A 12,229-nucleotide genomic window follows, 5' to 3' on the forward strand; every position below is an offset into this window, starting at 1 on the left:
GATTGGGGCGGGTTTCGTTCCCGCCCTTTTCCGTCACCTTATTCAGCATTTCCAGCAGTCAGATGAACGTATGACAGAAGCAGCAGAGAAACGAGAGGTCGTCGCCGCGCGCAATATCCGCGTGCAGTTCGGTGCGGTGAAAGCACTGGATGGCGCCGAACTCGTGATCCGCGAAGGCGAGTGTGTCGGGCTCGTGGGGCACAATGGCGCGGGCAAATCCACCATCGTCAATGTCATCAATGGCGGGCTGTCGCCGCACGAAGGCAGCGTTTCCTATCACGGCGAAGCGGGACATGGCGTGGCGATGGCACGCAAGCACGGCGTGCGCTGCGTGTTTCAGGAACTGTCGCTGTTCCCCAACCTGACGATTGCCGAGAATGTCCGCATCATGCAACGCGACCTCGAAGGCGCGAACTGGCGCGGCAAAGCCGTTGAACTGATTTCCAAAAAGCTCAACGAGATTTTTCCGGGCAACAAGATCGAAAGCAGCTCGACCATCGACGAACTGTCGATTGCCGAGCGGCAGATGGTGGAAATCGCAATCAACTTCACCGCTCCCGGCACTGCGCCAAAACTGGTCATTCTCGACGAGCCGACCTCATCTCTCGATGCGGGCATTGCCGCGCAACTGATGGCCTATGTGCGCCGCTTCGTTGAAACCGGCGGTGCCGTTATCCTCATTTCGCACATGCTGGGCGAAATTCTCTCCACCTCCGACCGCATCGTGGTGATGAAGGACGGCAAGGTCGTCGCCAATCGCGCCGCCAGCGAATTTACCAATCGCAGCCTCGTCGAAGCCATGGGCAGCGTGGAGCGCGAGAAAGCGGCGCGCCGCGTCGCAAAGACCGATGCCACCGGCTCACCCGTTCTGTCCTTCGCAAAGCGCGCCGCCGACATAAAGCCGTTTCAGGCTTTCAAGGGCGAAGTCATCGGCCTCGCGGGTCTGGCAGGGCACGGACAGACCAGGATGCTGCTCGACCTTTACTATGCGCGACGCCCCAACTGGATACCGGCCCGGACCTGCGAGATCGCCTTCGTCGCAGGCGACCGCAGCCTCAACGGCACTTTTCCCCTGTGGAGCATCCTGCACAATCTTACGGTCAGTTCGCTCGACCGGCTTTCGTCGCTGAAACTCGTCGACCAGACAAGGGAAGACGCGCTCGGCGGAGAATGGAAGGACCGCATCCAGATACGCACGCCGGATATGGGCAACCGCATCCTGTCGCTGTCGGGCGGCAACCAGCAGAAAGTGCTCTTCGCCCGCGCTCTGGCAACCAGCGCGCATACGATCCTGATGGACGATCCGATGCGTGGCGTCGATGTCGGCACCAAGCAGGAAGTCTATGAAATTCTGCGCCATGAGGCGGAAAACGGGCGCACCTTCGTCTGGTATTCCACCGAAATGGACGAAATCGAACTTTGCGACCGGGTCTATGTTTTCCGCGACGGCGCTATCGTTGCTGAACTGACCGGCGAAGACATTACGGAAAAGAACGTGCTTGCCGCATCATTCGAGGGAGGTCACGAATAATGCGCCTCTCCTCTTCCACCATCCGCCTGCTGACGCCGGTGTTCTCGCTGGTCCTGCTTCTGGCCGCCGTCTTCTACATGCAGCCGCGTGCCATGAGCTATACCGGGCTGAACCTCCTTTTCAATCTTGCCGTCCCGATCGCACTGGCAACCATCGCACAGATGCTGATCATGGCCGTCAACGACCTCGATCTTTCGATGGGCACCTTCGTGAGCTTCGTGGTCTGCGTCGCCGCGACCTATCTTCACACCGCTCCTGTCATCGGGGTGTTGATCCTCGCCGCCGCTATTGCGGCTTATGCGGCGCTCGGCGCGCTGATCCATCTGCGCAACCTGCCCTCCATCGTCGTCACGCTGGGCATGAGCTTCGTCTGGGGCGGGTTCGCAGTCCTCCTTCTGCCATCGCCGGGTGGGCAAGCTCCCGACTGGGCGCGCTGGATCATGACCGCCAAGCCGCCTTTCATGCCGATGGCCATTGTCGCCAGCATTCTGATTGCGCTGCTCACGCATTTCATCGTAATGCGGTCGACCTTTGGCGTGCTGATGCGCGGCGCGGGCGGCAACACGCGCTCCATCGAGCGCGCCGGCTGGTCTGTCACCCTGATCCGCGCCGGAACCTATGCGCTGGCTGCTTTCTTCGCGGTGCTTGCAGGTATTGCGCTGGTGGGCCTCACCACATCGGCGGATGCCAATATCGCGTTACGTTATACGCTTCTCTCCATCGCAGGCGTCATTCTGGGCGGCGGTGAATTCGTCGGCGGGCGCGTCTCGCCTATCGGCGCTGTCATCGGCGCCCTCACACTGACGCTTGCAGGGTCGTTCCTCTCCTTCATGCGCATTTCACCGGATTGGCAGATCGGAGCGCAAGGCGGCATTCTCATCGTGGTGCTGGCCCTGCGCCTCTTCCTCAACCGCCTCGAAAAGAGGGAGAAAAAGCAATGAACGGTCTCGCCCTGCTTACCAGCCGCCCATGGATATGGTCGTTCATCGCGACCGTCGCCGTGTGGATCATCACCATCCTTTTCACCGGAGGCGCAGGCGCGCACGGGCTTTCCCACGCTGCCTTCACCTTTGCATCCTTCTCGGTGATCGTCGGTCTCGGCCAGATGTTCGTCATCACGCTCGGCCCGGGCAATATCGATCTGTCGGTGCCTGCCAACATGACGCTCGCCGCAACACTGGCGCTGAAGCTGATGGATTCCCAGGAGGGTATGATCCTCGCAGGGCTCGCTGTGGCGCTGCTCATCGGCCTTGCCGTCGGTATCTGCAATTATACGCTGATCAAGCTCCTGCGCATTCCGCCCATCATCGCCACCTTGTCGATGAGCTTCCTGATCCAATCAACGGCAATCTGGAGCAATCGCGGCCTGCGCGTGAAACCGCCGGAAAGCCTGGCACAGTTCACCACAGCCTCGACCCTCGGCATTCCCAATGTCGCCATAGTGGCTCTGGTCCTGTCGGTCATTGGCTGGGTACTCCTGAAAAAGAGCATCTACGGGCGCTGGATTTCTGCAATCGGCCAGAACCCGTTCGCGGCGCGCATGGCCGGGATCCCCGTCGATGGCACGCGCTTCGTCACCTATCTGCTCTGCGCCGTTCTGGCCTCGCTCTGCGGCTTTCTGCTTGCCTGTTTCTCGGGCGGCGCGGCGCTGAACATGGGGGCGGAATATCTCCTGATGTCGATTGCTGTCGTCATCATTGGCGGTACGGCGGTTGCCGGTGGCGATTCCAACATCCCCGGCATCTGGGGCGCCGCCCTGTTCATGTTCCTCATCGTCTCGATGCTCAACACTTATGGTTTCGGCGCCGGTGTCCGCCTCGTCCTTACCGGGCTCACCATCATTGCGGTGATCATCCTCGCCAGTGGCCGTCGGGCTGCACGATAGTTTTTCCGGAGTAATTTTCCTTGCTACAGACTGTTTCGATTTACGAAATCCACGACGAACGTTTCAAGCAGATGATCGTGCCGAGCGCCGATCTGGACGAGCTTTATAGCGGCTGTCGCTGGGCGGAAGGTCCGGTGTGGTTCGGTGACCAGAACTGCCTTTTGTGGAGCGACATTCCCAACCAGCGCATTCTGCGCTGGGTGCCAGAAGGCGGTGTTTCCGTGTTCCGCCAGCCATCCAATTTCTCAAACGGAAATACGCGTGACCGCGAAGGGCGCCTCGTCACCTGCGAACATGGCGGTCGGCGCGTCACCCGCACGGAACCGGACGGCAGCATCACCGTGCTTGCCGACAGCTACCAGGGCAAGAAACTCAATGCCCCCAATGATGTGATTGTGCGTTCAGACGGAACCGTCTGGTTCACCGATCCGACCTACGGCATCATGGCCGATTATGAGGGCTACAAGGCCCTTCCCGAACAGCCGACACGCAACGTCTATCGCCTTGACCCGGCAACCGGCGAACTCGATGCGATCATCACCGATTTCCATCAGCCGAACGGCCTTGCCTTCTCCCCTGACGAAACCAGGCTCTATGTTGCCGACAGCGCCTATAGCCACGACGAGAACGCACCGCGCCACATCCGCGTCTTCGACGTTGTGGATGGCGGCAAACGCGTCACCGCCGGTACGGTCTTCTGCACCATCGATAATGGCTTGCCGGATGGTTTCCGCTTCGATACGGACGGCAACCTGTGGACCAGCGCCGGCGACGGCGTGCACTGTTTCTCCCCGGAAGGCACGCTCCTCGGCAAGATCAGAACGCCGCAGACAGTCGCGAACGTGACTTTTGGCGGCCCGCGCCGCAACCGGCTTTTCATCGCCGCGACGAAGTCGCTTTATGCGGTCTATCTCACCGTCACCGGTGCTCAACATCCCTGAAAAAAATTACGGCGGCTTTCCAGAATGAAAAGCCGCCGCTCATTATAAATAGAGTAATTCATTGAAATAACTGCATTTGCCGCACGCCCGTTAATGCGGGCGTGCCAATATTGTTTCTTGATCCAAAACGGATCTTTCCGGCCGAAAGCCAGAGAGACCCGCATATCAGGACCGAGAATGACGGAACAAATCAAAGAATGATCTCTTCTGTCCTTCTGCAATGCACCTGGGGACAAGGCTACGCCTTGCATTCAGTGCATATGCCCTGATGCGCTGAGGCTTTATAACGCCATCGTCAACGCCATGAAAACAGATTGTCAATAAATACGGTCAATTTACTGTGATTAAATTGAATAAAACATGCAACTTATCATAATGTTAGTATTATTTTATAAGTATCTATATTAGGAATTTCTATTTTATAATCCTACTTATTACCATATTTATTAGGATGCCCGCATGAAGCACGATAATGACCATCGCGGGCCGCTGTTCAATCGTCTCAACCCCCGTCAAGCCGAATATCTGAGCTTTACAGAACGTCGGTCCGGCGCTCGATAGCGGATATGGCACCCGTCGATGCCCGTGTGTTCGACATCGACTTCTATGCCGAAGACCTCGGCGATGCGCTCTGCCCGCAACACCTCGCGAGGTGTGCCCAGCGCGACGAGATTTCCCCGGTCCATGACCGCGATACGGTCGCAGAACATCGCGGCGTGGTTGAGGTCGTGCAAGGCAGCCACGACCGTCAGTTTCTGCCGGCTGACAAGATCGAGCAACCCGATCTGGTGTCCGATATCGAGATGATTGGTCGGCTCGTCCAGCAGCAATATCCGTGGTTCCTGCGCCAGAGCGCGGGCTATGTGCAGTCGCTGCCGCTCCCCGCCCGAAAGCGTGTGCCAGTAGCGGTCGGCCAGATGCGCCATGTCGACATTGGCCAGCGCCTGATCAACGATTGCATCATCTTCCGCCGACCATGGCGACAGCGCGCCCAGATAGGGCGTCCGCCCCAGCTCCACCGCCTGACGCGCCGTGATGCGTTCCGTGGTGCCCGCCTGCTGCTCGACCAGCGCCAGCCGGCGTGCGATCTCGCGACGGCTGAAACTGCCGATGGGCGCACCGCAAAGGTTCACTTCGCCGACACGGCACCGGCGCACGCCGGAAAGCAGGGACAGAAAACTGGTCTTTCCCGATCCGTTCGGCCCGATGATGCCAAGAAATTCACCTTCCGCTACGTTTAGCGAAACGTTACGCAAAATCTCGACATTGCCCGCTGACCAGCCGACATTGCGTGCCGAAAGGATCATGACGACGCCCTTCTTTGTCCGAGCAAGAGGGCGAAGGCGGGCGCACCGAACAAAGCCGTGATGACGCCAATCGGAAGCACCTGCCCCGGAATGATTATGCGCGACAGGATATCGGCAACGATCATGAAGATTGCTCCAATCAGAGCCGCCGCAGGCAACAGCCTGCCGTGCCGAACCCCGACCACCATTCGGGCGGCATGGGGAATGACAAGCCCGATGAAGCCGACAGAGCCGACGATGGATACCATGACCGCCGTCATCATGGCGCTGACGCCAATCAGCACCGCATAGACGCGCCGTACCGGCATGCCGAGCGAAGCTGCGGATTCCGTTCCGAAGGTAAAGGCATCCAGCGCCCGTGAATACCACAGGCAGATGGCAAGGCCCACAAGACAGGCAGGCAGGGCAAGGATGACGTCCGGCCAGCGCACGCCCGAAAGATTGCCCAAAAGCCAGAACATGATGCCGCGTGCCTGTTCTGCATTTGCAGCCTTGGTGACGATGAATGATGTCAGCGCATTGAAAAGCTGTGAACCGGCAATGCCGGCGAGGATGATCGCGCTGCTGCCCCGCCCTGCCCGCAGCGCCAGCAGGGACACAAGGCAGAAGGCAACGATGGCTCCGATGAAAGCGCCCAGCGAAAGCGATAGCACACCAGCGCCGATGCCCAGAATGGCGACGCCGACAGCCCCGGTCGAAGCACCCGCAGAAATTCCAAGAATGTAAGGATCGGCAAGTGAATTTCGCAGCAGCGATTGCAGGATGACGCCGGATATTGCCAGCGACGCGCCGCAACAGGCGGCGATGACGGCCCGGCTGAGGCGATAACTCCAGACGATGCCCTCATCGATGGGTTCGAGCGCATATCCGGCGTTCCACACCCGGTTGGCCACGGCCTTGGCAACCACGTCGAGCGGTATCGCCGTTTCGCCTATCGCAGCCCCGAGCCAAAGGGCGACAAGAAGCAGGACAAGGGAAAAGACCAGGAAAGACACGCCGGAGCGTGCCCTTCCCTTGTGTTTCAACCCTGTTGCTGTTGCCCGCGCCGTCACTTGTCGAGGTCCGAGGCGGCGATATCGGCGGCAAGCGTTTCGATGCCCTCGATCACGCGAAGCGATGTGCTCATCGATTGCGCATCCATGTCGAAGACATGCTTGTCCTTCACCGCAGGCATCAGCTTCGTGACAGCATCATTGTCGAGGAACTGGCGCTTGACGGCAATGTCATCAGCCGGATAGCGGCGGCGATCCAGCTTTGCGGCAACGATCATCGACGGGTTCGACTTCGCGATCGTCTCCCATCCGACTGTCGGCCATTCTTCCTCGCTGTCGATCACATTCCTGATGCCGAGCGCCGAAAGAATATAGGCGGGCGCACCGAACTTGCCCGCCACATAGGGGTCAGCGTCAACCTGTGCGCTGGAGAACCAGACGACTGCAGAAAGATTTTCGCCTTTGGACGAAATTTTCTCACGCGCCGCAGCTTCACGTGCCTTCAGGTCGGCGACGAGTTTCTCGCCACGGTCCTGCACGTTGAAGATTTCCGCCAGTTCGGTGATTTCCTGATAGACGATATCCATCTTGAACGCTGCCGTGCGAACGCCGTCGCCGCCACCGGAATTATCCTTGCCGACGCAATCGGATGGCGACGTATAGGCCGGAATGCCAAGCTCCTCGAATTGTTCCGGCTTTGCCACAATGCCCGTGGGCCCGACATGCCACTGAAAATCAGCCGTCACGATTTCCGGCTTTTCCGCCAGAACGCTTTCAAAGCTCGGATCGTTATCGGCGAGCCGCTTTACCTTCGCGTTGGCCTCCTCGAAACCCTTGAGGACAGGGCCGAACCAGACCGCTGTCCCGACGAGCTTGTCGCCGAGACCGAGGCTATAGAGAATTTCTGCGCTGCTCTGGCCAACCGCGACAGCGCGGCTTGGCGCCCGCTTGAAGGTGACATCACGGCCGCAGTTTTTCAGCGTCAGCGGATATTGCGTTTCTGCTGCCTGTGCAGCCGGACCGACTGCCAGAAATGCGACCGCGCAGAGGGCGGCACGAAACGGCATACTGCCTGGAGTTTTCATGGGAATCCCCGAAAATGATAAGAGAAACGAGCCCTGTCAGGCGGCGGAGAAAATCCGGCGCGAAAGACGGACAGGCATATCCGGGGACATGTCGAAATCGTGCGATGACGATGGAAGGAAGCGTCCTGCGACGCGGAAAAATGTCATAACCGGCTCCTGCTCCGGGCATCCCCGCCCGTGACAATGGACAACACTAGACGGCAGGTCTCCTGGCTCGCGAATATCTGCTGTTCATCTGCCTTCCCGCGCTTCTCCGGCGCAGTGGCATGACGCTTTCAACGTCACGAGGATGAACGGCAATCCGCTTACAGTTGCGGGGGCAGCCACGGTCTCGGCCCCTTTTCGGGTCGTCCTCACCGTGTTCCCTATTAATCCCCTTCGCTCTCGGTCGGGGAACCGTCGTTACACTATTACGTTGGCCCGCTGCCGCCGTCAAGCAGGTCTCGACGGCTATTTCCGGCGCGCGATTTTCAAGCGATTCGAAAACGTGTCACTTAAATTGCGGCCAAACTATTGTCGCATATGCTGGCCTATTGAATTTGTTTTCGCTAATCTCCATGTAGTTTGCTCCCGCTAGGAAAGCGGGACTTTGGGGAGGTCCGCCGCAGGGCGGCAATATATTCCGTTGGGAGGACATATGCGTAGATTTATTCTGGCCCTGACGTCGGTAGCGGCGTTGGCTATGGCAGGCTCTGCTTCCGCAGAAGACTACAAGGTGCTTGCGCCTGCTGCTCCGGGCGGCGGCTGGGACCAGACGGCGCGCACGATGCAAAGCGCGCTTCAGGACGAAAAGATTTCCGGCAGCGTGCAGGTCATCAACGTTCCCGGCGCTGGCGGCACTATCGGCCTTGCGCAGTTCGTGAACCAGAACAAGGGCGATCCGAGCCAGCTGATCGTGGGCGGCTATGTCATGGTCGGCGCGATCCTGACCAACAAGTCGCCGGTTACCCTGGAACAGATCACCCCGATTGCCCGCCTTACCGGCGAATATGAAGCCATCGTCGTTCCGGCTTCTTCCGACATCCAGAACATTGGCGACCTTGCCGCGAAGCTCAAGGCCGATCCGGGCTCGGTTTCGTGGGGCGGCGGCTCCGCCGGCGGTACAGACCACATCACCGCAGGCCTTTTTGCCAAGGCCGCAGGCGTCGACCCGACCAAGGTCAACTACATTGCCTTCTCTGGCGGCGGCGAGGCACTGGCGGCCATTCTCGGCAATCAGGTGACCGTCGGCATTTCCGGTTACGGTGAATTCGAATCGCAGATCAAGGCCGGTACGCTGCGCATCATCGGCATTTCGAGCGACGAGCGCGTGGAAGGCATCGACGCACCGACCTTCAAGGAAGGCGGCGTGGACGTTTCGATCCAGAACTGGCGCATGGTCGGCGCGGCTCCCGGCATCACTGCCGAGCAGGAAGCTGCCATCAATGCCGATATCGAGAAGATGGTGAAGTCGGAATCCTGGCAGAAGGCGCTGAAGGACAAGGGCTGGGCGGATACCTACCTTGCCGGTCCGGCATTCAAGGAGCAGCTTGCCAAGGACGTTGCCGCGACTGAAACCATCCTCAAGGAAATCGGTCTCGTCAAATGACAGGCTCAGACCAGCATGAAGAGCGTCGCCCCGAAAGGGCGGCGCCAGACTTCGCCGCACTCGTCATCGCTCTCGTTCTCGCAGCTGTCGCCATCGCTATTGCCTGGTCGACAACCTATGGCAACGATGTGACGAGCTATTCGCCGGTCGGCCCGAAAACAGTTCCCTATGTCGTCGCAGCCGGATTGTTCGGCCTCGCGATCTGGACCGTGTTCGAGGCGCTTCGCGGCGATTTCCCCGAACGTGAGCATCAGGAAATCGCGCCGATGGCGTGGATAATCGGCGGTCTGGCCCTCCAGATGCTGACGATGAAGACTGTCGGCTTTTCCCTGTCCACCGGCCTGCTTTTCGCAGCGACCGCACGCGGCTTCGGCTATCGCAAATTCTGGATCAGCGTTCCCGTGGGCATCGTCTTTGCCTTCGTGATCTGGTTCATCTTTGCACGCGGCCTGCAGCTATCGTTGCCGTCTGGCTGGCTCGAACAATTCGTTTAGAGCATTCCCCGTTTCGGCTGAAACGTCGGAAATGCCCTAAGTCCTTGTGATATCGCATTATCCTACGCAAAACCGCTTCACGCATTTGCTGGAAATGCTTTCTTGTTTTGTCGCATTATCCCACGCAAATCGCTTCGCGCATTTGCTGGAAATGCTTTAAAGGCTGAGTGCCCTCATGGATACTGTCGCACTTCTCGCCAACGGACTTCTGGTGGCGCTTGAACCATCGAATCTTCTTTATGCGCTGATTGGCGTAACACTCGGCACCGCCGTCGGCGTGCTGCCCGGCATCGGCCCGGCACTCACCGTCGCGCTGCTCCTGCCCGTTACCTACAAGCTCGACCCTTCGGGCTCCCTCATCATGTTCGCGGGCATCTATTATGGCGGCATGTATGGCGGTTCGACCACGTCGATCCTGCTCAATACGCCGGGCGAAAGCGCCTCCATCGTCACCGCACTGGAGGGCAACAAGATGGCCCGGGCCGGGCGCGGGGGACCAGCGCTGGCGACAGCCGCCATCGGCTCCTTCATCGCGGGCCTGATAGCCACTCTGGCGCTCGCCTTCGTCGCGCCATGGGTCGTGAAATTTGCCCTCTCCTTCGGGCCATCGGAATATTTCGCGCTGATGCTGCTTGCCTTCATGACAGTTTCAGCGGCCTTCGGCGATTCCACACTGCGCGGCCTGACATCCCTGTTCATCGGCCTCGCGCTCGGACTGATCGGCATCGACCAGTTGACCGGTCAGGCACGCCTTGTCATGGGAACGCCGAACCTGCTCGACGGCATTAACGTCACCACACTGGCGGTCGCGCTGTTCGCCATCGGCGAAACCCTTGCAGTCGTGTCGAAGAAGCTTCGGCCAGAAGATGAGGTCATCGCCGTCAAGGGCTCCGTCTGGATGACGAAGAACGACTGGAAACGCTCGTGGATGCCGTGGCTTCGCGGCACCGCAATCGGCTTTCCAATCGGCGCCATGCCAGCGGGCGGCGCCGATGTGTCGAGCTTCCTTTCCTATTCGGCGGAACGGCAGTTCTCGAAACATCCGGAAGAATTCGGCAAAGGTGCAATCGAAGGCGTGGCCGGACCGGAAGCAGCCAACAATGCTTCCGCCGCCGGAACTCTCGTGCCGCTCCTGACGCTCGGCCTGCCCACTACGGCGACCGCGGCAATCATGCTTGCCGGCTTCCAGCAATTCGGCCTGCAGCCGGGGCCCCTCCTCTTCGTGACCAATGCCACGCTCGTTTGGGGTCTGGTGGCGAGCCTTCTCGTCGCCAACCTCATGCTGCTGGTTCTCAACCTGCCCCTCATCGGCCTGTGGGTGAAGATGCTCACCATCCCGCGCCACTGGCTTTATGCGGGCATTCTGGTTTTCGCGACGCTTGGAACAATCGGCGCGAATGCCTCCACCTCGATGCTGTTCGGCCTGCCGGTCTCATTCGAGTTGGGCCTGCTTCTGGCGTTCGGCGTGCTGGGCTATGTGCTGCGGCGCTTCCATTATCCCATCGCGCCGGTTGTCGTTGGGCTGATCCTCGGGCCTATGGCCGAGAAAAGCCTGCGTCAGGCATTGCAGATCAGTCAGGGCAACCCCATGGCTCTGGTACATTCATGGGTATCGATCGTGCTGATCGCGCTTGCGATTGCCGCAGTCGTCGTCCCCATGATCATGCGCCAGCGCGGCAAGGGCGAATTGCTGAGCCAGATGGCAACGGACGAAGATTGAAAAAACAAAAGCCCGGCACTGCCGGGCTTTTTACTCAGATACGCATACGCCTACTTGGATTGCTTAACCCTGGATGCGGCGGAACTGGTCAACGTCGATGCCAAGCGTCTCAAGGTCCTGCGCAGTGGGCTTCTGACCAGCGCGCACAGCGGCAGAGGCACGAACGGCGCTACCGAATTGCGCGAATGCACGACCGAAACGATTATTGAAGCGGGTAAACATTTTTTTCTCCATCACGGACAGTTCTTCGTCCGCACTCATCAGATGGGGATCGTTCCGCCTGCTTAGAAGATCGCCATTTGCATGCCAGCCATGCAGTTTCGGCATATTCCTTTCCACCCGACTTGATTGCAATCAATGCCGCCCGCTCGCGAGCTTGCGAAGCTCTTTTCAACCCAAAGGAAGGAGCCTTGGAATGTCGAATACCCCCCATACGCTCGGTGAAGAGTTTCCCGGTCAGCTCGAAGCCATCCATGCCCTGAAGGCAAAGGACGCGCGTTTTGCCCAGATTCTGGAAGAATATGATTCAGTGAACGACCGCATCCACCGGGCGGAAACGAAGATAGAACCGGTAAGCCAGGAAGAAGAGACGAACCTGCGCAAGCAGCGTCTTGCCCTGAAGGACCGCATTGCGGAGGCGCTCGCCGAAGCCTGATCCATCCCTCAAAGGAATAAGGCCCGACAAC

The 12,229-nt window shown here is 59.3% G+C and carries 13 protein-coding genes and 1 riboswitch; of the genes, 8 read left to right on the forward strand and 5 right to left on the reverse strand.

Annotation, left to right across the window (positions count from 1 at the left end; genetic code table 11):
* The first annotated feature begins 70 nt into the window (after positions 1-70).
* The 4 genes from ABWW28_RS10730 (at position 71) to ABWW28_RS10745 (ending at position 4,357) form a co-directional block, all read left to right on the forward strand.
* The gene (locus ABWW28_RS10730; protein ID WP_176587572.1) at positions 71-1,531 is read left to right on the forward strand and encodes an ATP-binding cassette domain-containing protein; all 1,461 of its coding nucleotides are present in this window, start codon (positions 71-73) and stop codon (positions 1,529-1,531) included.
* Entirely contained in the window at positions 1,531-2,472 is a 942-nt protein-coding gene (locus tag ABWW28_RS10735; protein ID WP_176587571.1) for an ABC transporter permease, read from the forward strand. The genes ABWW28_RS10730 and ABWW28_RS10735 overlap by 1 nt, the downstream gene beginning before the upstream one ends.
* On the forward strand, positions 2,469-3,416 hold the full coding sequence (locus tag ABWW28_RS10740) for an ABC transporter permease (protein ID WP_176587570.1): 948 nt from the start codon (positions 2,469-2,471) through the stop codon (positions 3,414-3,416). The genes ABWW28_RS10735 and ABWW28_RS10740 overlap by 4 nt, the downstream gene beginning before the upstream one ends.
* Positions 3,417-3,487: 71 nt before the next feature.
* Positions 3,488-4,357, forward strand: coding sequence for an SMP-30/gluconolactonase/LRE family protein (locus ABWW28_RS10745; RefSeq protein WP_176588009.1), 870 nt, complete (start codon positions 3,488-3,490; stop codon positions 4,355-4,357).
* On the opposite strand, the gene ABWW28_RS10750 is transcribed toward ABWW28_RS10745, so the two are convergent.
* The 4 genes from ABWW28_RS10750 to ABWW28_RS10765 all read right to left on the reverse strand — a co-directional run bounded on the left by ABWW28_RS10750 (position 4,345) and on the right by ABWW28_RS10765 (position 7,741).
* Entirely contained in the window at positions 4,345-4,608 is a 264-nt protein-coding gene (locus ABWW28_RS10750) for a hypothetical protein (protein WP_176587569.1), read from the reverse strand. The genes ABWW28_RS10745 and ABWW28_RS10750 overlap by 13 nt on opposite strands.
* 261 nt (positions 4,609-4,869) lie before the next feature.
* Positions 4,870-5,664 (reverse strand): ABC transporter ATP-binding protein, encoded by a 795-nt coding sequence (locus ABWW28_RS10755; protein ID WP_113476719.1) that lies wholly within the window; start codon positions 5,662-5,664, stop codon positions 4,870-4,872.
* Positions 5,661-6,716, reverse strand: coding sequence for a FecCD family ABC transporter permease (locus ABWW28_RS10760; RefSeq protein ID WP_425598831.1), 1,056 nt, complete (start codon positions 6,714-6,716; stop codon positions 5,661-5,663). Before ABWW28_RS10760 ends, ABWW28_RS10755 begins: the two co-directional genes overlap by 4 nt.
* Positions 6,713-7,741, reverse strand: a complete 1,029-nt coding sequence (locus ABWW28_RS10765) for an ABC transporter substrate-binding protein (protein ID WP_176587567.1) — start codon at positions 7,739-7,741, stop codon at positions 6,713-6,715. The genes ABWW28_RS10760 and ABWW28_RS10765 overlap by 4 nt, the downstream gene beginning before the upstream one ends.
* 182 nt (positions 7,742-7,923) lie before the next feature.
* Positions 7,924-8,157, reverse strand: a riboswitch (cobalamin riboswitch).
* A 221-nt stretch (positions 8,158-8,378) separates the two neighbouring features.
* On the opposite strand from ABWW28_RS10765, the gene ABWW28_RS10770 reads away from it, so the two are divergent.
* From ABWW28_RS10770 to ABWW28_RS10780, 3 genes are all read left to right on the forward strand, one after another.
* Positions 8,379-9,329 (forward strand): Bug family tripartite tricarboxylate transporter substrate binding protein, encoded by a 951-nt coding sequence (locus ABWW28_RS10770; protein ID WP_006471974.1) that lies wholly within the window; start codon positions 8,379-8,381, stop codon positions 9,327-9,329.
* On the forward strand, positions 9,326-9,823 hold the full coding sequence (locus ABWW28_RS10775; RefSeq protein ID WP_113476712.1) for a tripartite tricarboxylate transporter TctB family protein: 498 nt from the start codon (positions 9,326-9,328) through the stop codon (positions 9,821-9,823). Before ABWW28_RS10770 ends, ABWW28_RS10775 begins: the two co-directional genes overlap by 4 nt.
* Positions 9,824-9,998: 175 nt before the next feature.
* On the forward strand, positions 9,999-11,543 hold the full coding sequence (locus ABWW28_RS10780; RefSeq protein ID WP_006469180.1) for a tripartite tricarboxylate transporter permease: 1,545 nt from the start codon (positions 9,999-10,001) through the stop codon (positions 11,541-11,543).
* A 63-nt stretch (positions 11,544-11,606) separates the two neighbouring features.
* Here the strand turns inward: ABWW28_RS10780 and ABWW28_RS10785 are convergent, their stop codons facing one another.
* On the reverse strand, positions 11,607-11,870 hold the full coding sequence (locus ABWW28_RS10785; protein ID WP_006471973.1) for a hypothetical protein: 264 nt from the start codon (positions 11,868-11,870) through the stop codon (positions 11,607-11,609).
* An 88-nt stretch (positions 11,871-11,958) separates the two neighbouring features.
* Between ABWW28_RS10785 and ABWW28_RS10790 the strand changes: the two genes are divergently transcribed.
* Positions 11,959-12,198 (forward strand): HP1242/YdcH family protein, encoded by a 240-nt coding sequence (locus tag ABWW28_RS10790; protein WP_025089973.1) that lies wholly within the window; start codon positions 11,959-11,961, stop codon positions 12,196-12,198.
* Positions 12,199-12,229: the final 31 nt, after the last annotated feature.

The sequence above is a fragment of the Brucella sp. NBRC 14130 genome (assembly GCF_040371715.1).
GTDB classification, from domain to species: Bacteria; Pseudomonadota; Alphaproteobacteria; order Rhizobiales; family Rhizobiaceae; genus Brucella; species Brucella intermedia.